General features: G+C 56.4%; 19 protein-coding genes. 10 read left to right on the top strand and 9 right to left on the bottom strand.

What is annotated here, in order from left to right:
• Positions 1 to 78 precede the first annotated feature (78 nt).
• A complete protein-coding gene (gene lpxM / locus USG84_RS07460; protein ID WP_253542554.1) occupies positions 79 to 1,050 on the top strand; it encodes a lauroyl-Kdo(2)-lipid IV(A) myristoyltransferase in 972 nt (323 codons plus the stop codon).
• Positions 1,051 to 1,115: 65 nt separating this feature from the next.
• Here the strand turns inward: lpxM and pyk are convergent, their stop codons facing one another.
• Together pyk and USG84_RS07450 are read right to left on the bottom strand one after the other, a co-directional pair.
• Complete coding sequence (pyk, locus tag USG84_RS07455) at positions 1,116 to 2,558, bottom strand: pyruvate kinase (protein WP_028013616.1); 1,443 nt, start codon at positions 2,556 to 2,558, stop codon at positions 1,116 to 1,118.
• Positions 2,559 to 2,697: 139 nt separating this feature from the next.
• A complete protein-coding gene (locus USG84_RS07450; RefSeq protein WP_028013615.1) occupies positions 2,698 to 3,567 on the bottom strand; it encodes a MurR/RpiR family transcriptional regulator in 870 nt (289 codons plus the stop codon).
• Between the two features lie 358 nt (positions 3,568 to 3,925).
• On the opposite strand from USG84_RS07450, the gene zwf reads away from it, so the two are divergent.
• From zwf to kdgA, 3 genes are all read left to right on the top strand, one after another.
• On the top strand, positions 3,926 to 5,401 hold the full coding sequence (gene zwf / locus USG84_RS07445; RefSeq protein WP_193540542.1) for a glucose-6-phosphate dehydrogenase: 1,476 nt from the start codon (positions 3,926 to 3,928) through the stop codon (positions 5,399 to 5,401).
• A 234-nt stretch (positions 5,402 to 5,635) separates the two neighbouring features.
• Positions 5,636 to 7,447 (top strand): phosphogluconate dehydratase, encoded by a 1,812-nt coding sequence (gene edd / locus USG84_RS07440; protein ID WP_320738222.1) that lies wholly within the window; start codon positions 5,636 to 5,638, stop codon positions 7,445 to 7,447.
• Positions 7,448 to 7,486: 39 nt separating this feature from the next.
• Positions 7,487 to 8,128 (top strand): bifunctional 4-hydroxy-2-oxoglutarate aldolase/2-dehydro-3-deoxy-phosphogluconate aldolase, encoded by a 642-nt coding sequence (kdgA, locus tag USG84_RS07435; protein WP_014884307.1) that lies wholly within the window; start codon positions 7,487 to 7,489, stop codon positions 8,126 to 8,128.
• Positions 8,129 to 8,169: 41 nt separating this feature from the next.
• Here the strand turns inward: kdgA and purT are convergent, their stop codons facing one another.
• Positions 8,170 to 9,348 (bottom strand): formate-dependent phosphoribosylglycinamide formyltransferase, encoded by a 1,179-nt coding sequence (purT, locus tag USG84_RS07430; RefSeq protein ID WP_320738221.1) that lies wholly within the window; start codon positions 9,346 to 9,348, stop codon positions 8,170 to 8,172.
• Between the two features lie 170 nt (positions 9,349 to 9,518).
• Here purT and USG84_RS07425 point away from each other — a divergent pair, with 170 nt between their 5' ends.
• On the top strand, positions 9,519 to 10,169 hold the full coding sequence (locus USG84_RS07425) for a tellurite resistance TerB family protein (RefSeq protein ID WP_061097880.1): 651 nt from the start codon (positions 9,519 to 9,521) through the stop codon (positions 10,167 to 10,169).
• Positions 10,170 to 10,254: 85 nt separating this feature from the next.
• Positions 10,255 to 12,315, top strand: a complete 2,061-nt coding sequence (ptrB, locus tag USG84_RS07420; RefSeq protein ID WP_151412598.1) for an oligopeptidase B — start codon at positions 10,255 to 10,257, stop codon at positions 12,313 to 12,315.
• On the opposite strand, the gene exoX is transcribed toward ptrB, so the two are convergent.
• The 3 genes from exoX to USG84_RS07405 all read right to left on the bottom strand — a co-directional run bounded on the left by exoX (position 12,312) and on the right by USG84_RS07405 (position 13,990).
• A complete protein-coding gene (gene exoX, locus USG84_RS07415; protein WP_025756911.1) occupies positions 12,312 to 12,974 on the bottom strand; it encodes an exodeoxyribonuclease X in 663 nt (220 codons plus the stop codon). The genes ptrB and exoX overlap by 4 nt on opposite strands.
• A 24-nt stretch (positions 12,975 to 12,998) precedes the next feature.
• Positions 12,999 to 13,649: a nitrilase-related carbon-nitrogen hydrolase gene (locus USG84_RS07410; protein WP_151412599.1), complete on the bottom strand. Its 651-nt coding sequence runs from the start codon at positions 13,647 to 13,649 to the stop codon at positions 12,999 to 13,001.
• A 110-nt stretch (positions 13,650 to 13,759) separates the two neighbouring features.
• Positions 13,760 to 13,990 (bottom strand): DNA polymerase III subunit theta, encoded by a 231-nt coding sequence (locus USG84_RS07405; protein WP_013096102.1) that lies wholly within the window; start codon positions 13,988 to 13,990, stop codon positions 13,760 to 13,762.
• A gap of 136 nt (positions 13,991 to 14,126) precedes the next feature.
• On the opposite strand from USG84_RS07405, the gene yobA reads away from it, so the two are divergent.
• Genes yobA through USG84_RS07390 form a run of 3 tightly spaced genes read left to right on the top strand, consistent with a single transcriptional unit; the run spans position 14,127 to position 15,724 of the window.
• Positions 14,127 to 14,498, top strand: coding sequence for a CopC domain-containing protein YobA (yobA, locus tag USG84_RS07400; protein ID WP_266178933.1), 372 nt, complete (start codon positions 14,127 to 14,129; stop codon positions 14,496 to 14,498).
• 1 nt (position 14,499) lies between these two features.
• On the top strand, positions 14,500 to 15,369 hold the full coding sequence (copD, locus tag USG84_RS07395) for a copper homeostasis membrane protein CopD (RefSeq protein ID WP_151412600.1): 870 nt from the start codon (positions 14,500 to 14,502) through the stop codon (positions 15,367 to 15,369).
• 16 nt (positions 15,370 to 15,385) lie between these two features.
• Positions 15,386 to 15,724: a YebY family protein gene (locus USG84_RS07390; RefSeq protein ID WP_266178861.1), complete on the top strand. Its 339-nt coding sequence runs from the start codon at positions 15,386 to 15,388 to the stop codon at positions 15,722 to 15,724.
• A 405-nt stretch (positions 15,725 to 16,129) separates the two neighbouring features.
• Here USG84_RS07390 and USG84_RS07385 read toward each other — a convergent pair whose 3' ends face one another.
• Positions 16,130 to 17,071, bottom strand: a complete 942-nt coding sequence (locus tag USG84_RS07385; RefSeq protein WP_151412602.1) for a VirK/YbjX family protein — start codon at positions 17,069 to 17,071, stop codon at positions 16,130 to 16,132.
• A gap of 168 nt (positions 17,072 to 17,239) precedes the next feature.
• Between USG84_RS07385 and pphA the strand changes: the two genes are divergently transcribed.
• Positions 17,240 to 17,884, top strand: coding sequence for a protein-serine/threonine phosphatase (pphA, locus tag USG84_RS07380; protein ID WP_151412603.1), 645 nt, complete (start codon positions 17,240 to 17,242; stop codon positions 17,882 to 17,884).
• Positions 17,885 to 17,918: 34 nt separating this feature from the next.
• Here the strand turns inward: pphA and USG84_RS07375 are convergent, their stop codons facing one another.
• Positions 17,919 to 18,158, bottom strand: a complete 240-nt coding sequence (locus tag USG84_RS07375) for a YebV family protein (RefSeq protein ID WP_006176013.1) — start codon at positions 18,156 to 18,158, stop codon at positions 17,919 to 17,921.
• Between the two features lie 105 nt (positions 18,159 to 18,263).
• Positions 18,264 to 19,706, bottom strand: coding sequence for a 16S rRNA (cytosine(1407)-C(5))-methyltransferase RsmF (gene rsmF, locus USG84_RS07370; protein ID WP_151412604.1), 1,443 nt, complete (start codon positions 19,704 to 19,706; stop codon positions 18,264 to 18,266).
• Positions 19,707 to 19,769 lie beyond the last annotated feature (63 nt).

The raw sequence follows: 19,769 nt of genomic DNA, 5'->3' as shown, positions 1-19,769 counted from the left end.
CTTTTTCTTTTGTGCGCGGGCGACTGCCTCGCTACACTATCTGAATAATTTTTTGCGTCACCAGACCCTGGAACCAGCATGGAAACAAAAAAAAATAATATTGAATACATTCCCGAGTTTGAAAAATCCTTTCGACACCCGCGCAACTGGGGCGCCTGGCTGGGGGTTTACACCTTTGCGGGCATCGCTATGCTGCCTGCCGCACTGCGCGATCCCGTCCTGGGCAAAATAGGCCGTCTGGCCGGGCGCTTAGGTAAAAGCGCGCGTCGTCGTGCGCAGATTAACCTCTATTACTGTTTTCCTGAAAAAAGCGATGCCGAGCGCGAGGCCATCATCGACGCGATGTATACCACCGCACCGCAGGCCATGGCGATGATGGCGGAGCTGGCGCTGAAAGGACCGGAAAAAATCATCGCTCGCGTTGACTGGAAAGGGCTGGAAATCATTGAAGAAATGCGTCGCAATGACGAGAAGGTCATTTTCCTCGTGCCGCACGGCTGGGGCGTCGACATTCCGGCGATGCTGATGGCCTCTCAGGGCCAGAAGATGGCGGCGATGTTCCATAACCAGGGCAATAAAATCTACGATTTTGTCTGGAATACGGTACGCCGTCGTTTTGGCGGGCGTTTGCATGCGCGTAACGACGGCATCAAGCCGTTTATTCAGTCGGTGCGTCAGGGGTACTGGGGCTACTATCTGCCGGATCAGGACCACGGGCCCGAGCACAGCGAGTTTGTCGACTTCTTTGCGACCTACAAAGCCACGCTTCCCGCGATTGGCCGCCTGATGAAGGTCTGCCGCGCCCGCGTGATCCCGCTCTTCCCGGTTTATGACGGTAAAAAGCATCGTTTGAGCATCGAAGTCCGTCCGCCGATGGACGACCTGCTGACCGCGGACGATCGCACCATCGCGCGTCGCATGAATGAAGAGGTAGAGCTGCTGGTGGGGCCGCATACCGAACAGTACACGTGGATACTGAAGCTGCTGAAAACACGGAAGCCGGGAGAGACGGAGCCCTATAAGCGTAAAGAGCTTTACCCGAGGAAATAGAAAACCTTCACCCCTCACCCTGTCCCTCTCCCCTTAGGGGAGAGGGGATCGCATATATACCGTTATTATTCGACTGTAAGCACGCGGGTGGTATTGGTTGAGCCGATGGTGCTCATCACGTCACCCTGCGTCACGATGACGATATCACCAGACACCAGGTAACCTTTATCGCGCAGCAGGTTTACGGCATCGTGCGCCGCGGCTACGCCGTCATTGGTGCTGTCGAAGTGTACCGGGGTCACACCGCGGTACAGCGCCGTCAGGTTCAGCGTACGCTCGTGGCGGGACATGGCGAAAATCGGCAGGCCGGAGCTGATGCGAGAGGTCATCAGCGCGGTGCGGCCAGATTCGGTCATGGTGATGATCGCCGTAACGCCTTTCAGATGGTTAGCCGCGTACATGGCGGACATCGCAATCGCTTCTTCCACGTTGTCGAACTGGATATCCAGGCGGTGCTTGGAGACGTTAATGCTTGGGATCTTCTCCGCGCCCAGGCAAACGCGCGCCATTGCGGCCACGGTTTCTGCCGGATACTGGCCCGCCGCGGTTTCCGCTGACAGCATCACCGCATCGGTACCGTCCAGCACGGCGTTCGCGACGTCCATGACTTCCGCACGGGTTGGCATTGGGTTGGTGATCATGGATTCCATCATCTGGGTGGCGGTGATCACCGCGCGGTTCAGCTGACGTGCGCGACGAATCAGCGCTTTCTGGATACCGACCAGCTCAGGGTCGCCGATTTCCACGCCCAGATCGCCACGGGCAACCATCACCACGTCAGAGGCGAGGATCACATCGTCCATCGCATCCTGATCGCACACGGCTTCCGCGCGTTCAACCTTAGCGACGATTTTGGCATCACAGCCTGCGTCACGGGCCAGACGGCGCGCATAGTTCAGATCTTCGCCACAGCGCGGGAAGGAGACCGCCAGGTAGTCAACGCCGATCTGGGCCGCCGTGACGATATCCGCTTTGTCTTTGTCGGTCAGGGCTTCCGCAGAGAGGCCGCCGCCCAGTTTGTTGATGCCTTTGTTGTTGGAGAGCGGGCCGCCGACGGTGACTTCAGTGAACACTTTCATCCCCTGAACTTCCAGCACCTTCAGCTGGACGCGACCGTCGTCGAGCAGCAGGATATCGCCAGGCACCACGTCAGCCGGCAGGCCTTTATAGTCGATCCCAACTTTCTCTTTATCGCCTTCGCCTTTGCCGAGGTTGGCATCCAGCAGGAATTTGTCGCCGATATTGAGGAAAACTTTACCTTCTTTGAAGGTTGATACACGAATTTTTGGACCCTGCAGGTCGCCGAGGATAGCGACGTGGCGGCCCAGCTTAGCGGCGATCTCACGCACTTTATCGGCACGCAATTTATGGTCTTCTGGCGTACCGTGAGAAAAGTTCATACGCACCACGTTGGCGCCAGCGGCGATAATTTTTTCAAGGTTATTATCGCGATCGGTGGCCGGGCCTAAGGTGGTTACGATCTTGGTTCTGCGAAGCCTTCTGGACATGTAATACTCCGTTGACTGAAACAACTTTGGTGTTGCGTGAACATTGAATCGGCCTTCATCTGCCGCAAGGCAGCAAAGAGGGGACCGAATGCCGAAAATCATTACATCGTAATTATTGGTTACGTCTTCGTTATCTACTTCAGGGAACATCGCTCTTTATAAGCAATTCTTTATCAAAACGCGATTCCTTCAGCGCTTCCTTGACTCGCTTCAAGTTATCCCGGAATTTTGCGCCGCGGCGTAAGGTAAATCCGGTCGCCAGCACGTCGATTACCGTGAGCTGCGCCAGACGGGACACCATTGGCATATACATGTCGGTATCCTCAGGCACGTCCAGGGTAATGGCGAGAGTCGCCTCCCGCGCCAGCGGCGTGCCGGCGGTGGTGAGGGCGATCACCATGGCATCGTTTTCACGAGCCAGCTGCGCCAGCTCAACCTGGCTTTTGGTGCGGCCAGTGTGCGAAATCAGTACCACGACGTCATCCTCACTGCAATTCATACAGCTCATGCGTTGCAGCACAATGTCATCGGAATAAATTACCGGCACGTTAAAGCGGAAGAATTTATTCATGGCGTCGTGCGCCACGGCGGCTGACGAGCCAAGACCGAAGAAGGCAATGCGTTTGGCCTGGGTAAGTAAATCCACCGCGCGGTTCACGGAACTCATATCCAGACTTTGACGAACGTGGTCGAGCGTGGCCATGGCCGACTCAAATATTTTTGCCGTATAGGCATCTACGCTGTCGTCTTCATCCACATTACGATTAACATAGGGGGTACCGTTTGCCAGACTTTGTGCCAGATGCAGTTTAAAATCAGGAAAGCCGCGCGTTTCCAGGCTGCGGCAGAAGCGGTTGACCGTCGGTTCACTGACGCCCGCTTCCTGAGCCAGAGCGGCGATGCTTGAATGAATCGCCTGAGCGGGCGCGGCCAGAATGACTTCAGCCACTTTTCGCTCGGATTTGCTAAGGTGTTCCAGCTGATACTGGATTTTTTCAAGCATGTTCATTGTTAACAAGGCGCTCATGGGGGTGGAAACGATTTCACGCATTGATGAAATCTTGATTCGATTAGCCGATATTACCCCTGTGGCTTCCCTAAAGGGTAACAGTCGACAAGATAATGTTGTTGTTTTTTTTCATTACTTGATCGATGTCGGGTTTTGCTATGACCCTGTTGCGCAAATTATCGACGGCCGTTGCGTCATTACGTCGCCATAATCGGCTGAATGGCGAAAAATCGCCGTATCGCACGAGACGATAAGCGCTAATGGTTTCGGGAATGACGTAAAAGCAGTACAGTGCATTGTAATAAAATTACAACGATACCTGGCAGAAGCACCAGGTGATCCAACTGAGGAGAATGACATGGCGGTAACGCAAACAGCCCAGGCATGTGACCTGGTCATTTTCGGCGCGAAAGGCGATCTTGCACGCCGAAAATTGCTGCCTTCCCTGTATCAACTGGAGAAAGCGGGCCAAATTCATCCGGATACGCGTATCCTGGGTGTAGGGCGCGCCGACTGGGACAAGGACGCTTATACCAAAGTCGTCCGCGAGGCGCTCGAAACTTTCATGAAGGAAAAAATTGATGAAAGTTTGTGGGATACCCTCAGCGGTCGTCTCGATTTCTGTAACCTGGACGTCAATGACGTCAGCGCGTTTTCCCGTCTGGGTGCCATGCTGGATCAGAAAAACCGTGTCACCATTAACTATTTCGCCATGCCGCCAAGCACCTTTGGCGCCATCTGCAAAGGTTTGGGCGAAGCCAAACTGAACGCCAAGCCGGCGCGCGTGGTGATGGAGAAGCCGCTGGGTACGTCGCTGGCAACCTCGCGTGAAATCAACGACCAGGTGGGCGAGTTCTTTGAAGAGTGCCAGGTCTACCGTATCGACCACTATCTCGGTAAAGAGACGGTACTGAACCTGCTGGCGCTGCGTTTCGCTAACTCCCTGTTTGTGAACAACTGGGACAACCGTACCATCGACCACGTGGAGATTACCGTGGCGGAAGAGGTGGGGATTGAAGGTCGCTGGGGTTACTTTGACCAGGCCGGCCAGATGCGCGACATGATCCAGAACCACCTGCTGCAAATACTGTGCATGATTGCCATGTCTCCACCGTCTGACCTGACGGCTGACAGCATCCGCGACGCTAAAGTTAAAGTGCTGAAGTCGCTGCGCCGCATCGACCGCTCCAACGTGCGCGAGAAGACCGTGCGCGGCCAGTACACCGCCGGGTTTGCGCAAGGCAAAAAAGTGCCGGGCTATCTGGAAGAAGAGGGCGCGAACAAGACCAGCAACACCGAGACCTTTGTGGCGATCCGCGTGGATATCGACGACTGGCGCTGGGCGGGCGTACCGTTCTACCTGCGTACCGGTAAACGTCTGCCGGCGAAGTGTTCCGAAGTTGTCGTCTACTTCAAAAATCCGGAACTGAACCTGTTCAAAGAATCCTGGCAGGAACTGCCGCAGAACAAGCTGACCATACGTCTGCAGCCGGACGAAGGGGTGGATATCCAGATCCTCAACAAAGTGCCGGGCCTGGATCATAAGCACAACCTGCAGACCACCAAGCTGGATCTGAGCTACTCCGAAACCTTTAACCAGACGCACCTTGCGGATGCTTACGAGCGTCTGCTGCTGGAAACCATGCGCGGTATCCAGGCGCTGTTCGTGCGTCGCGACGAAGTGGAAGAGGCGTGGAAATGGGTCGACTCCATCACCGAAGCCTGGGCTGCCGATCAGGATGCGCCAAAACCGTATCAGGCGGGTACCTGGGGGCCAGTTGCGTCGGTGGCGATGATCACCCGCGATGGCCGCTCCTGGAACGAGTTTGAGTAGGATAATCCGCTAGCCCGAAAGTGTTATTTTACCGGTAACATGATCTAACACAGCTAGTGGCACAATTTTTATACTTTTAAGCTCCGCGTGGATTCACCCGCGGAGCTTTTTTTATTACACTGCCGGAAGTGATTTTGCCCCTGAGCTCCGGACAGCAAGCGTTTCAGCGTTGTTAACAACCGCCAGCGACTTTGTAAACTCCCGAGCCCGGACAGATAAATTAAAGGAGCTTTTATGAATCCTGTATTGTTACGCGTAACACAACGCATTATCGAGCGCTCGAAAGAGACCCGTTCGGCCTACCTCGCCCGCATTGAACAGGCGAAAAGCAACACCGTTCACCGCTCCCAGCTGGCCTGCGGTAACCTGGCTCACGGTTTCGCCGCCTGCCAGCCCGATGACAAAGCCTCCCTGAAAAGCATGTTGCGTAACAATATCGCTATTATCACGTCCTATAACGATATGCTCTCCGCACACCAGCCGTATGAGGTCTATCCCAATATCATTCGTAAAGCGTTGCACAGCGTGAACGCGGTGGGTCAGGTGGCGGGCGGCGTGCCGGCGATGTGTGACGGCGTGACGCAGGGGCAGGATGGTATGGAGCTGTCGCTGCTGAGCCGCGAAGTGATTGCGATGTCTGCGGCGGTGGGCCTGTCACACAACATGTTTGATGGCGCGCTGTATCTCGGCGTATGCGACAAAATCGTCCCGGGCCTGGTGATGGCGGCGCTGTCGTTTGGTCATCTGCCTGCGATTTTCGTGCCGTCCGGCCCGATGGCCAGCGGTCTGCCGAATAAAGAAAAAGTGCGTATCCGCCAGCTGTATGCGGAAGGCAAAGCCGATCGTCAGGCGCTGCTGGAAGCCGAAGCCGCGTCCTACCATGCGCCGGGCACCTGTACGTTCTACGGTACGGCCAACACCAACCAGATGGTGGTGGAGTTTATGGGGATGCAGCTTCCGGGCTCGTCCTTCATCCAGCCGGACGCGCCGCTGCGCCAGGCGTTGACCGAGGCCGCGGCCCGTCAGGTGACGCGTCTGACCGGAAACGGCAATGAATGGATGCCGATGGGCAAAATGGTCGACGAAAAAGTGATCGTCAACGGTATCGTCGCCCTGCTGGCGACCGGCGGTTCAACTAACCACACCATGCACCTGGTGGCCATGGCGCGCGCGGCGGGCATTCTGATTCACTGGGATGACTTCTCCGACATCTCCTCCGTTGTACCGCTGATGGCGCGCCTGTACCCGAACGGTCCGGCGGACATCAACCACTTCCAGGCCGCGGGCGGCGTCCCGCTGCTGATGCGCGAGCTGCTGAAAGGCGGTCTGCTGCATGAAGACGTGAACACCGTAGCCGGATTTGGCCTGCAGCGCTACACCCAGGAGCCGTGGCTGAACAACGGCGAGCTGGACTGGCGCGACGGGGCAACCGCGTCTCTTGATCCGCAGGTGATTGCCACTATCGACAAACCGTTCTCCCACCACGGCGGTACCAAAGTGCTGAGCGGCAACCTTGGCCGCGCGGTAATGAAGACCTCTGCCGTGCCGGAAGAGAACCAGGTTATCGAAGCCCCGGCGGTAGTGTTTGAAAGCCAGCACGACGTGCTGCCTGCCTTCGACGCCGGTCTGCTTGATAAAGACTGCGTGGTGGTGGTGCGTCATCAGGGGCCAAAAGCGAACGGCATGCCAGAATTACATAAACTTATGCCACCACTTGGTGTATTATTGGACCGCCGTTTCAAAATTGCGTTAGTGACCGATGGCCGCCTGTCAGGCGCATCCGGCAAAGTGCCTTCCGCCATCCACGTCACGCCTGAAGCCTACGACGGCGGCTTGCTGGCGAAAGTGCGTGACGGCGACATGATCCGCGTGAACGGCCAGACAGGCGAGTTAACTCTGTTGGTGGACGACGCAGAGCTGGCGGCACGTCAGCCCCATATTCCTGACCTGAGCGCATCGCGCGTGGGGACCGGACGCGAAATGTTCAGCGCGCTGCGTGAGAAGCTCTCCGGTGCGGAGCAGGGCGCAACCTGTATTACGTTTTAAGACGACTTGACTTTAACGATCTGGCGAGAGAGAACTCTGATGAAAAACTGGAAAACAAGTGCAGAAGCAATCCTGACCACTGGCCCTGTCGTGCCGGTTATCGTGGTAAACAAGCTGGAGCACGCTGTGCCGATGGCGAAAGCGCTGGTTGCGGGCGGCGTTCGCGTTCTGGAAGTGACCCTGCGTACCGCCTGCGCGATGGATGCCATCCGCGCCATCGCTAAAGAAGTGCCGGACGCCATCATCGGTGCGGGTACCGTTCTCAACGCGCAGCAGCTGGCGGAAGTGACCGAAGCCGGCGCACAGTTTGCCATCAGCCCGGGCCTGACCGAGCCGCTGCTGAAGGCCGCGACCGAAGGCACCATTCCTTTGATCCCGGGCATCAGCACCGTTTCTGAACTGATGCTGGGCATGGACTACGGTCTGAAAGAGTTCAAATTCTTCCCGGCAGAAGCAAACGGCGGCACCAAAGCGCTGCAGGCGATTGCGGGTCCCTTCTCTCAGGTACGCTTCTGCCCGACGGGCGGTATCTCCCCGGCTAACTACCGCGACTACCTGGCGCTGAAAAGCGTGCTGTGCATCGGCGGTTCATGGCTGGTTCCGGCGGATGCGCTGGAAGCGGGCGACTGGGATCGCATCACGAAACTGGCTCGTGAAGCGGTTGAAGGCGCGAAGCAGTAAGCCATTCGCAGCATGAAAAACGGGCCTTTCGGCCCGTTTTTTTATCCTGCTACCTGAACGTTCGCTGCCGCCGCTTTTGCTCTTGCTACGGCCTCGTCAACGTTATCCCCGGTGGCTAACGCCACGCCCAGGCGACGCGTACCGTCGATCTCCGGCTTGCCGAACAGACGGACCTGCAGGCCCGCGCCAACCGCGCCTTCGACGTTATCAAACGTCACATTCTGGCTTGTCAACCGCGGCAGGAGCACCGCCGACGCCGCCGGGCCGTACTGGCGTATGCCGCCAACCGGCAGGCCGAGGAAGGCGCGCACGTGCAGGGCGAACTCCGAGAGATCCTGCGAAATGAGCGTGATCATACCGGTGTCGTGCGGGCGAGGAGAGACTTCGCTGAAGATCACTTCGTCACCGCAGACGAACAGCTCCACGCCGAACAGGCCGTAACCGCCCAGGGCCAGAACGGTCTTACGGGCAATCTCCCGGGCACGCTCCAGCGCCAGGGGGCTCATCTGCTGCGGCTGCCAGGATTCGCGGTAATCGCCATCTTCCTGTCGGTGACCGATCGGGTCGCAGAAATGGACGCCGTCCACGGCGCTGACGGTGAGCAGGGTGATTTCGAAATCAAACTTCACCACGCCTTCAACAATGACGCGACCGGCACCGGCACGGCCACCCTGTTGCGCATAATCCCACGCGCTGTCCAGCGTACTGCTGTCGCGAATAAAGCTCTGACCTTTACCGGAAGAGCTCATCACCGGCTTAATGATGCACGGGTAGCCAATCTCTTCAACGGCCTGCAGGAATGCGGCTTTGTCACCCGCAAAACGGTAGCCTGAGGTAGGCAGCCCCAGCTCCTCCGCCGCCAGGCGGCGAATGCCTTCACGGTTCATGGTCAGCTTTGCCGCTTTGGCGCAGGGCACCACGCGCTGGCCTTCCTGCTCAAGGGCGATCAGCGTATCGGTTGCGATAGCTTCAATTTCCGGCACGACAAAATCCGGTTTCTCTCGTGCAATGAGCGTACGCAGGGCATCACCGTCCAGCATGTTAATCACATAAGAACGATGGGCGACGTGCATGGCGGGCGCGTCGGCGTAGCGGTCTACGGCAATCACCTCCACCCCTAAACGCTGACATTCAATGGCGACTTCTTTACCCAGTTCGCCCGATCCCAACAGCATTACGCGCGTCGCCGCAGGTCGCAGCGCGGTTCCTAAACGAGTCATAACATTCCCCCTGAAAAAGATGCGCGCAGTATAAACGAAAACGTTTGCGTCTGTCTTGCGCAGGGCAAAAGGGCAGACGAGAAATTTGCGCTTCTTTAGCCTTAGCGGACATTTCCTGACGCCTGCTCGCTTACGCTGTGGAAAATGTTACCCGTTAAGCGAGGGAATCCATGTCAGGCTGGTTAAATCAACTGCAATCCATGTTAGGGCAGAAAACGTCAGGTTCCGGCGAGCAGGGGCTGAGCAAGCTACTGGTACCGGGGGCACTCGGTGGGCTGGCAGGGCTGCTGGTTGCCAATAAATCCTCACGTAAGCTGCTGGCAAAATACGGTACCGGCGCGCTGCTGGCCGGGGGCGGCGCAATCGCCGGCACCGTGCTGTGGAACAAATATAAGGACAGAGTGCGAGCGGCGCACCGCGATGAACCTCACTATGGGGAGCATACTTCTCCGCTGGATCTGCGCACGGAGCGGCTCATCCTTGCGCTGGTTTTCGCCGCCAAAAGCGACGGGCACATTGATGATAAAGAGAGAGCGGCTATCGAACAGCAGCTGCGCGAAGCCGGTGTTGAAGAGCAGGGCAGGACGCTGGTGGCGCAGGCCATTGAGCAGCCGCTCGATCCGCAGCGTCTGGCGCTAGGCGTAAAGAATGAAGAAGAGGCGCTGGAGCTCTATTTCCTCAGCTGTGCCGCCATTGATGTCGATCACTTTATGGAACGCAGCTATCTCAACGCCCTGGGCGATGCGCTGAAAATCCCTCAGGACGTACGCGAAGGAATAGAAAAAGATATCCGGGAGCAAAAACAGACGCTACAGGGCTAGCTATCGCCCCTCTGGTTATGTTTCGCTTGCATCATGCGCGGGTTTTGCCAACCTTATAGGGTGTAAAACTCAAAAGAATGATGACATGCCACCGAAAGCCCGACGTACTCCTTATGCGATCGTCACGCATGGCGATACGCGTATAGACAACTATTACTGGCTGCGGGACGATTCGCGTTCCCGGCCAGAGGTGCTCGACTACCTGCACGAAGAAAACGACTATGGCCGCAGGGTCATGGCCAGCCAGCAGGCGCTGCAGGACCAGCTGCTGAACGAAATGGTGCAGCGTATTCCCCAGCGCGATATCTCCGCGCCCTGGACCAAAAACGGCTATCGCTATCGCCATATCTACGAGCCGGGCAACGAGTATCCCATCTATCAGCGGCAGTCGGTATTAAGCGCCGAGTGGGATGAATGGGACATTCTGCTGGATGCGAACCAGCGCGCCGCCCACAGCGAGTTTTATACCCTGGGTGGTATGTCCATCTCCCCGGACAACACCATTATGGCGCTGGCGGAGGATTATCTCTCCCGGCGCCAGTACGGCCTGCGTTTTCGCAACCTGGAAACCGGCAACTGGTATCCGGAAATGCTGGAAAACGTCTCCCCGGATTTTGTCTGGGCGAACGATTCCGAGACGGTCTACTACGTCAAAAAGCACGCCTCCACGCTGCTGCCTTATCAGGTATGGCGCCATACTGTAGGCACGGACTCAGCCGATGACGAGCTGGTCTATGAAGAGAAAGACGAAACGTTTTATGTCAGCCTGCATAAAACCTCCTCGCGCCACTATGTGATTATCTTCCTCGCCAGCGCCACCACCTCGGAAGTGCTGCTCCTGGATGCCGAACTGCCTGACGCCCAGCCGCTCTGTTTCCTGCCGCGCCGCAAGGATCACGAGTACAGCCTGGATCACTTCCAGCACAGCTTTTATCTGCGTTCGAATCGTGAAGGCAAGAACTTTGGTCTGTACAAAACCAAGGTGCGCGACGAGCGCAAGTGGGAGGTGCTCATTCCCGCGCGGGATCAGGTGATGCTTGAAGGATTCACGCTGTTTACCGACTGGCTGGTGGTGGAGGAGCGCCAGCGGGGGCTGACCAGCATCCGGCAGATCAACCGTAAAACGCGTGAGGTGATAGGGATTGCGTTCGACGATCCGGCCTACGTCACGTGGATCGGCTTTAACCCGGAACCTGAATCATCCCGGCTGCGCTACGGCTACTCGTCCATGACCACGCCGGATACGCTCTTTGAACTGGATATGGATACCGGACAGCGCCAGGTGCTTAAGCAAACCGAAGTAAAGGGCTTTGATTCCGACAATTACCGCAGCGAACACCTGTGGGTCACCGCGCGCGATGGCGTGGAGGTGCCGGTCTCGCTCGTTTATCACAAGGCGCATTTCCAGAAGGGTAAAAATCCGATCCTGGTCTACGGCTACGGCTCCTATGGCTCCAGCATGGATGCCGACTTCAGCAGCAGCAGATTAAGCCTGCTCGACCGCGGCTTTGTTTTCGCCATTGCCCATATTCGCGGCGGCGGCGAGCTGGGGCAGCACTGGTATGAAGACGGGAAATTCCTGAAAAAGAAAAACACCTTCAACGACTATCTCGACGTCTGCGATGCGCTGATTGAGCAAGGCTATGGCGATCCTCAGCTCTGCTTCGGCATGGGCGGCAGCGCGGGGGGAATGCTGATGGGGGCCGTCATCAATCAGCGGCCCGATCGCTTTAAGGGCATTGTTGCGCAGGTACCGTTTGTCGATGTGGTTACCACCATGCTCGATGAGTCCATCCCTTTGACGACCGGGGAGTTTGAGGAGTGGGGCAACCCGCAGGATGAAACCTACTATCGCTATATGAAAGAGTACAGCCCGTACGACAACGTGGAAGCGAAAGCGTACCCGCACATGCTGGTGACGACCGGCTTGCACGATTCACAGGTGCAATACTGGGAACCGGCAAAATGGGTAGCAAAGCTGCGGGAGCTGAAAACCGATGATAACCTGCTGCTGCTCTGTACCGATATGGACTCCGGGCACGGGGGGAAATCCGGGCGATTCAAATCCTACGAAGGGGTGGCCCTGGAGTATGCCTTTTTGATTGGCCTGGCGCAGGATACGTTGCCAGGCCGCGCGCAGCGTTAAGCTTCGCCCAGATAGTGCTTCAGGGTTAAGCGCAGTTCCGGGCTCATTTTGTCGAGGTTGTTATACAGCCAGCGCAGATAGCCCGGATCTTTATCCGCAATATCCGATACCGCTCTCCCGCGGTATTTGCCGAAGGTGAACGTCGTCAGCAGCGCAGGGCGCCCGGTGATCGTTGCCATATCATCCGGCGTCCAGCCCGATGTATTCATAATATCTATGAGCAGCGCGGCGGTGATATAGCAGTCATACAGGGCGCGGTGATGGTGCAGCCCTTCCGGGGTTCTGACGCTGAGCTTGCGGGATTTATACAGCGCCATATTGCTGTATTTGATCCCCGGCCAGAGGCGACGCGCCAGCTTCATGGTACAAATCCACTCCCCGGGCATTTCGGGGAGTACCCGACGGTCAAAGCTGGCGTTGTGGGCAACGTACCATGGGCTGCCGTAGTAGTGCGGGATAACGTCTTCTATCCAGGGTTTATCCGCCACCATTGATTCTGTAATGCGATGGATAGCCATTGCCTGTGGGCTAATAGGACGATCGGGACGCACCAGATGGCTCATCGGGTTGACGATTTTTCCGTCAACCACGTCGACCGAGGCCACTTCTACAATTCCGCCCTGAAGATCGCAAGTTTCGGTATCAATGACGCGCAGCATGAAAATCTCCTGAGCTTAAAACGCTTAGCCTAAAGGAATGATATCGCCTTGCCAACCCTGTCCGTTGCGCGTGCCGGTCAACAGGAGCTCACCCTTATCGGCCCGAACGATCAGCTGGCCTTTTTCATCCCATAACGCGCTGCCCGCGCTGGCATTCGCCATTAATACCGCGATGGCATACCTGTGCGCAAAGCGCTGCAGAGTATTGATGGACTGTCGCCAGCGGTAGTCCCTCACCGACTGGCAGCTGGTGAAGAGCGTTGCCTGCGGATCAAGATTCGGGGAATCACTTTGCCCATCGATAATCGTGAGCTGTTTATCACCCGGCACCAGGCTGGCGCCGCTCCCCTGAGGGTAGCGCAGAATACGATCGCGAGAGGGGGTGAACAGCGCAAGGCCTTTCTGGCGCTGGCCGTTTCGTTCAACGGGAAGCCCTGCAATGAGGGTAATGCGGTAAAAATGGGCGGCGTCAAGCAATGGCTGTAGCCGATCGTCTTCGGGCGGGAGCGGCAATGCCGTCGCGCCCGGGCCGGTTAACGAGAGTTCCGGGAAAACCAGCAAATCGCACTGATGCTGTGCCGCTTCGGCAATAAAGTGGAGATGGTGCGCAACATGGTCATCTACGCTGTGGTGCTGCCCGCCATACTGGGCTGCCGCAATATTCCAATGTGACATCGTGACTTCCTTATACACAGAGTCGCAGGGATTAGAGAATACACCTAATTTAATCAGGGTTTTCTTATCCTGCCAGATTCCGCGTAAGGAAGTGTAACGAGTCGTTAAGCTTATTTAACTTTCGGCTCGTACGGCAAGCGGGAGAGGTTGACCGAGGCGAGACGGTGAGCAATTAACCTTTCGCGAAACCAGTCACGCAGATGTGCGGGCTGTTCTCGCTCTACCACTTCTGCCACGATAGGCATGTTGTAACGCTCTTTAAAGGCGACGCCAGCGGCAGCGAGATCGACATTTACTTTATCCATCTCGTCCTGAGGAAGGGCGGCCAGATTGATCTTCATTACCTTCTCCTTATTTTGCGGCGGCAACGTTACCGCGATTGCGCGACGATGACAAGCAGAGCGGGATGATCCTCGACTCGTTTATTATACAGCGTTATTCTTTAGCATACAGGCATAACAAAAAGGAATGATTGTGATGGGTTTATCCGCTTCCCGCGCGGTATGCGCACTGGTTTTTCTGGCCTCAACGGTAATCTCACCCTCCGTGCTGGCGCATGCGCATCTTAAGCAGCAGAGCCCGGCTGCTGACAGCCAGGTGGCACCACCGCAGGTGCTGACGCTGAATTTCTCCGAAGGCATTGAGCCCGGATTTAGCGGCGTCGTGGTGACGGATGCGCAAAAGCAGGTGATTAAAACCGGTACTGCTTCGCGAGACGAAAAGAACAAGGCGCAGCTGACCGTTCCGCTGGAACAGACGCTGGCGCCGGGGGCTTACCGGGTGGACTGGCACGTGGTTTCCGTCGACGGCCATAAAACCAAAGGCAGCTATCACTTCAGCGTGAAATAGCATGCTGGGACTGTTATACGTAGGATTGCGCTTTATCCATTTTGCGGCGCTGATGCTCGTGTTTGGCAACGCGCTTTACAGCGTCTGGTTTGCACCTTCCGGGCTGCACCGCCTGATGGCCAGGCGTTTCCAGCTCCAGCAGAGAGTGGCGTCCATCATCAGCCTGGCCGCTGCGATCCTGATGTTTATGCTTCAGGGCGGCTTAATGGGCAACGGCTGGGGCGATGTGTTTAACCCGCAAATCTGGCACAGCGTTCTGGGAACGCGGTTTGGCGGCGTCTGGCTGTGGCAAATTATCCTCGCTGCCATCACCGTTGCCGCCGCGTGGCTCGCGCCGCTGAAAGGCTCGCGGCTGCTGCTGCTCGCCATGGGTCAGCTTATCCTGCTGGCAGGGGTAGGGCATGCGGCGATGAACGACGGCCCGATGGGGGCGATACAGCGTCTGAATCATGCTGTTCACCTGCTGTGTGCCGCAACCTGGGTGGGGGGATTGCTGCCGCTGCTGTTCTGCATGCACCTGGCGAAAGGACGCTGGCAGAACGCGGCCATCTACACCATGATGCGTTTCTCGCGCGTGGGGCATTATGCCGTCGCGGGCGTGCTGCTCACCGGCGTAGTGAATGCGCTGCTGATTCTGGGCATCCATATTCCCTGGCAGGCTGGCTACGTGCAGTTTTTGTTGTTCAAATGTGCTCTCGTGGCGTTGATGGTGGCAATTGCGCTGGCAAATCGGTATTTTCTGGTGCCACGGTTCCGTCCGGATTCCGGGCGCGCACAACGGCTTTTTATCAGGATGACACAGGCAGAGGTGGTGCTGGGCGCGCTGGTTCTGGCAACGGTCAGTCTGTTTGCTACCTGGGAACCCTTCTGACAAGGTTAACTATTCAATGAAAAAGACAGTACTTTCACTCTTATTGCTGGCCTGCGCGGGAAGCGCCCTGGCGGCACCGCAGATAATCACCGTCAGCCGTTTTGAAGTGGGCAAAGATAAATGGGCCTTTAATCGCGAAGAGGTGATGCTGACCTGCCGTCCGGGCCATGCGCTGTATGCGATCAACCCGAGCACGCTGGTCCAGTACCCGCTAAACGATACCGCTGAGCAGCAGGTCACCAGCGGCAAGAGCAGCGGTCAGCCAATCAGCGTGATTCAGATTGATGACCCGGCCCACCCGGGGCAGAAGATGAGCCTGGCACCGTTTATCGAGCGTGCCGAAAAGCTCTGCTGACGTTCAGGTTTCCCATAAAAAACCGCAGATGCTCGCGAAAGCACTGCGGTTTTTTACTTTTAATGATGCTCTGACGCTTTTTTTCAGGCCACTTTTGCTGTGGACTGGAAAACCTGGCGTCGTCATCTATTCTTAAAAGGCAAGGCGACTTAGCCTGCATTAATGCCAACTTTTAGCGCACGGCTCTCTCCCAAGAGCCATTTCCCTGGACCGAATACAGGAATCGTATTCGGTCTCTTTTTATCTGTATAAAAGTGAATAACTTAACCCCATTATCTTCTTTATACAGCGCATACGTCCTTTGCGACTTCGTAAAACATAACACAACACAGCATGCGGAAGTCCAGCCCTTTTTGCCTGTTTTGTTAAATTTTTGTGAGTAGTCAGCGAAAGTCAGTGCTGTGCTTAAAAGCGGGACTTAACGGACGCCTCGATTTCATCAAGCAGTTCAAAGCGACGGCGGTATTCAGCGCGTTTTTTACTGGCTATCTCGTCAAGGGATTTGCGCTCCATCTGCAGCGGCAGCTGCCAGCAGAAGGCGGAGAGTTTTTTTCCGCCCAGAGAATCCCAGAATTCGTCATAGCTGGCGTGGAAATGACGGCCTTTGCTGAGGCGATAGCGTAGCGCGCGGAAAACGTGCCCCTCATCGCTGACGGCAAAAATGGCCCTGACAGATGACTGCGCTGCCAGTTGGAAAAGCACTTCCATCAGCACGCGCTTGGGAAACAGGCCATGGCAGGCGCGAGTTGCCTGTTTAATGGCATCTCGTGTTACGCAGCGACGAGGTCCCTGAAGTCCGCCAATAACCATAACGGGCTGACCATTGCTGCGGGCGACGCTAAAGGTCAGGCTGGCCAGAAGCGTATCCTCGTTGTCGCGCAGCCAGAGCGTGCTCTCACCTTCACGCTCGGCTTTGCCGGCTGAGGACGCATTAACCGTGTAGATCACGCCGTCTTTTGCATGGAACTGCACAACAGGTTGTTCCTGCGGGCCGGTCATAGCCTGGGCGAGACCGCTCTCCTTCAGGCTATCAATCCAGTGGTAATGGTTAACGATAGCGTCGGTGCGATCGGTTGCCGTCAGACCGCGCATCAGGTACTGCCGATGGGTCTTGCTGGGCAACGTAATTTGCGATGTCAGCAGTTTGTCGAAATCGTCACGGCCAGAGAGGGCTTCCAGCATACGGTGGGTGGAAGACCAAAATAGCAGGGAACGTAAAAGGAACTTCAGCCGGTATTCGCGTTTCCGCCAGATTGGCCCCGGGACGCGTTTGCCGTTCACCAGCTCGGAAATAATATTCGTGCGATGCGGGTAGAACACATCGTTATGTAGCTGTGTATTAGACACGTGAAGACCTCTCGTTTTTATTTCCCCTTATTCTAAGGAGCCAGTAAAAAGGGATTAATAGCGCGCGGATCTTTATTTCTCTTTGGTTTACCGTTTGTTTTACTTTGTAAGAACTGCGCCGGCCTTACTGCGCTTTTTACGGCGGCTATACTGTTAAAGGGAGGCCTTATGTATCAGCGAATCGAAGGTGGAGAGTGGCGTCACGTCTGGGTTGTCAGCGATATACACGGCTGTTACCAAAGGCTCATGGAGGAACTGAAACGTCGTCATTTCAATCCGTATGAGGATTTACTTATTTCCGTTGGCGATATGATCGATCGCGGTCCGGACAGCGTGAAATCGTTGCAGCTCATCAATGAGAAATGGTTTCGAGCCGTGCGGGGTAACCATGAGCAAATGGCAATAGATAGCCTGGATAATAATGATTTTGCGCTCTGGACAATGAATGGTGGAATGTGGTTTTCGCGGCTTGAGCATGAGGAGCAGCAGCGGGCGCGCTCGTTACTTAACGCCTGCCGGGAGTTACCGCATATTATCGAAATTACCTGCGCGAACGGGCTGAACGTTATTGCTCATGCTGATTACCCGACGGAGGAATACCGCTGGCAGAAACCGGTAAGCGCCCAGCGCGTGTTATGGGATCGCGACCGCCTGATGGGGTTTATGGTGGGCAAAGGGCGGGGAATTAGCGGGGCGGATCACTTCTGGTTCGGGCATACGCCCGTCGAAAGACGGTATGATTTCTCTAACCTGCACTATATTGATACGGGGGCGGTTTTTGACGGGTACTTTACGCTGGCACAGCTGCAGTAATAAATAACCCGCCTTCGGGCGGGTTCTCTTTAGGTCAGGCAAGGCGCAAGACCCAGGCATCGGTTTTACTATCGTAATGCTCACGGTAAAGAACAGAGTGTTCGCCATCAAGTATTGCCGGGACGCTGGTGTCCGCATCCCATGCATCAAGCTGCATGCACAAATCCGGGTCGGATTTGCAGGGAATACTTAACGTTCGATCGCCTTGTGCTTCGCCGCGCAGTTCTGCGTCGTCGATCTCAAAAGCGCCAATACGCACGCTGGTTTTCGTCATAGTGCTCTCCGGGTCGGTTGTCAAAATCTGGTATGACCAGTATGGGCATCCATTTTTGATCGTAGACAAGGAGAGCGAAATCGCCAGTAAAAAAATGCGCTTTTTTCAGGCGGTGCGATCGTTACCGGTAAACAGACGGCCATCGCGGACCAGCTCGCGTGGATAGCTGTTTTTAAGCCTTGAGCCTACCTTTTTGGCCAGCCCCAGCGGGTATCCCTGATAGGTCACCACCACTTCATCTGCGCAAGGCGAGGTGTCAGGATAAACATCGCGACCACGATACCACTCTTCAGCTTCCTGATGCGTCAGGGCGAAAGTATTCTCATGCCCGGCAAGCGCGATGACCGCCTCGTGCTGCCAGCGATACCCTTTGTTATGCACTTCCGCCAGGCGGATCCCGATGCGTGAAAAACGCACTTTGCCAATCAGCGGCTCAATATTCGCCGGGAAAAGCCAAATCTCTTTGTCACGCGTCCAGGGGCGCAGGCTTTCATCCCACTCCAGCCCAACCTTGCTGGCTGCGGCTTCAAGCTGCGCGACATCGCGGCCTTTAAGCGGTGCAAACGGGAAGGTGCCGACCTTGAATTTAGGTGCAGGCAGGGGAGCAACCGCCTGCGTTTTCCGCAGGCGCGCTACAAAGAACCCTTCGCAGTCGTAAATCTGCGGGAACACGTGGAGGAAACCTTCCGGCGTGACCGCCTCCTGTGCCGAGGAAAACAGATCGTTGAGCGGAAGGAACTCGACGGCATCCGGGTATTGCGCTTTCAGCCACAGGCAGACGTCTTCGTTTTCATCCCGGTTTAAGGTACACGTTGAATACACCAGCGTGCCGCCAGGGCGCAGGGCGTGGAACGCGCTGTCGATCAGCTCGCGCTGCGTGGCGGCGATCTCAAGATTGCTCTCCATGGACCAGTTCTTTAACGCGTCGGGATCTTTACGCACTACCCCTTCACCGGAGCAGGGGGCGTCCAGCAGGATGGCATCAAACATTTCCGGCAGGGCGGCGCCAAAGACGCGACCGTCGAAGTGCGTAAGTGCGACATTGTGAATACCGCAGCGGCTGATATTGGCATGCAGCACCTTCACGCGGCTGGCGGAAAACTCGTTGGCGAGGATCGCGCCGCGGTTGCCCATGCGCGCGGCAATCTGCGTGGTTTTCGAGCCTGGCGCAGCGGCGACATCCATCACCCGTTCAGGCACGTTGCCGTCGGCGAACAGGGCGGCAACCGGCAGCATCGAACTCGCTTCCTGAATATAAAACAGTCCGCTCAGATGTTCTGCGGTACTTCCCAGCGGCACGGCGTCTTCATCATCGCGCTCGATCCAGAATCCCTCTTCACACCACGGAACCGGCGTAAGCTGCCAGCCGTACGGAGAGACCAGCGTCAGAAAATCCTCTACGCTGATTTTCAGCGTGTTAACGCGGATGCTCCGGCGTAACGGACGCTGGCAGGCGGCGATAAAATCGTCCAGCGACAGATGAGAGGGAAGCGCCTCGCGCATGAGCGCCAGGAATTGTTCAGGAAGAAATACGGAGTTTTGAGCCACGGGCACACCACAGGGAAAAGTTCAGGTGCGCAGTGTAACATAAAGGCTCCGGTGCGTTGACAC

This window comes from Enterobacter sp. 168J2 (assembly GCF_034107265.1).
Classification (GTDB): domain Bacteria; phylum Pseudomonadota; class Gammaproteobacteria; order Enterobacterales; family Enterobacteriaceae; genus Enterobacter; species Enterobacter nematophilus.
This window is presented reverse-complemented; position numbering and strand designations above follow the sequence as displayed.

What these genes read in the sequence shown, in the direction of transcription:
- lpxM (WP_253542554.1), top strand. Translation starts at nt 79, where the DNA reads ATGGAAACAAAAAAAAATAATATTGAATACATTCCCGAGTTTGAAAAA.
- pyk (WP_028013616.1), bottom strand. Translation starts at nt 2,558, where the DNA reads ATGTCCAGAAGGCTTCGCAGAACCAAGATCGTAACCACCTTAGGCCCG.
- USG84_RS07450 (WP_028013615.1), bottom strand. Translation starts at nt 3,567, where the DNA reads ATGAACATGCTTGAAAAAATCCAGTATCAGCTGGAACACCTTAGCAAA.
- zwf (WP_193540542.1), top strand. Translation starts at nt 3,926, where the DNA reads ATGGCGGTAACGCAAACAGCCCAGGCATGTGACCTGGTCATTTTCGGC.
- edd (WP_320738222.1), top strand. Translation starts at nt 5,636, where the DNA reads ATGAATCCTGTATTGTTACGCGTAACACAACGCATTATCGAGCGCTCG.
- kdgA (WP_014884307.1), top strand. Translation starts at nt 7,487, where the DNA reads ATGAAAAACTGGAAAACAAGTGCAGAAGCAATCCTGACCACTGGCCCT.
- purT (WP_320738221.1), bottom strand. Translation starts at nt 9,348, where the DNA reads ATGACTCGTTTAGGAACCGCGCTGCGACCTGCGGCGACGCGCGTAATG.
- USG84_RS07425 (WP_061097880.1), top strand. Translation starts at nt 9,519, where the DNA reads ATGTCAGGCTGGTTAAATCAACTGCAATCCATGTTAGGGCAGAAAACG.
- ptrB (WP_151412598.1), top strand. Translation starts at nt 10,255, where the DNA reads ATGCCACCGAAAGCCCGACGTACTCCTTATGCGATCGTCACGCATGGC.
- exoX (WP_025756911.1), bottom strand. Translation starts at nt 12,974, where the DNA reads ATGCTGCGCGTCATTGATACCGAAACTTGCGATCTTCAGGGCGGAATT.
- USG84_RS07410 (WP_151412599.1), bottom strand. Translation starts at nt 13,649, where the DNA reads ATGTCACATTGGAATATTGCGGCAGCCCAGTATGGCGGGCAGCACCAC.
- USG84_RS07405 (WP_013096102.1), bottom strand. Translation starts at nt 13,990, where the DNA reads ATGAAGATCAATCTGGCCGCCCTTCCTCAGGACGAGATGGATAAAGTA.
- yobA (WP_266178933.1), top strand. Translation starts at nt 14,127, where the DNA reads ATGGGTTTATCCGCTTCCCGCGCGGTATGCGCACTGGTTTTTCTGGCC.
- copD (WP_151412600.1), top strand. Translation starts at nt 14,500, where the DNA reads ATGCTGGGACTGTTATACGTAGGATTGCGCTTTATCCATTTTGCGGCG.
- USG84_RS07390 (WP_266178861.1), top strand. Translation starts at nt 15,386, where the DNA reads ATGAAAAAGACAGTACTTTCACTCTTATTGCTGGCCTGCGCGGGAAGC.
- pphA (WP_151412603.1), top strand. Translation starts at nt 17,240, where the DNA reads ATGTATCAGCGAATCGAAGGTGGAGAGTGGCGTCACGTCTGGGTTGTC.
- USG84_RS07375 (WP_006176013.1), bottom strand. Translation starts at nt 18,158, where the DNA reads ATGACGAAAACCAGCGTGCGTATTGGCGCTTTTGAGATCGACGACGCA.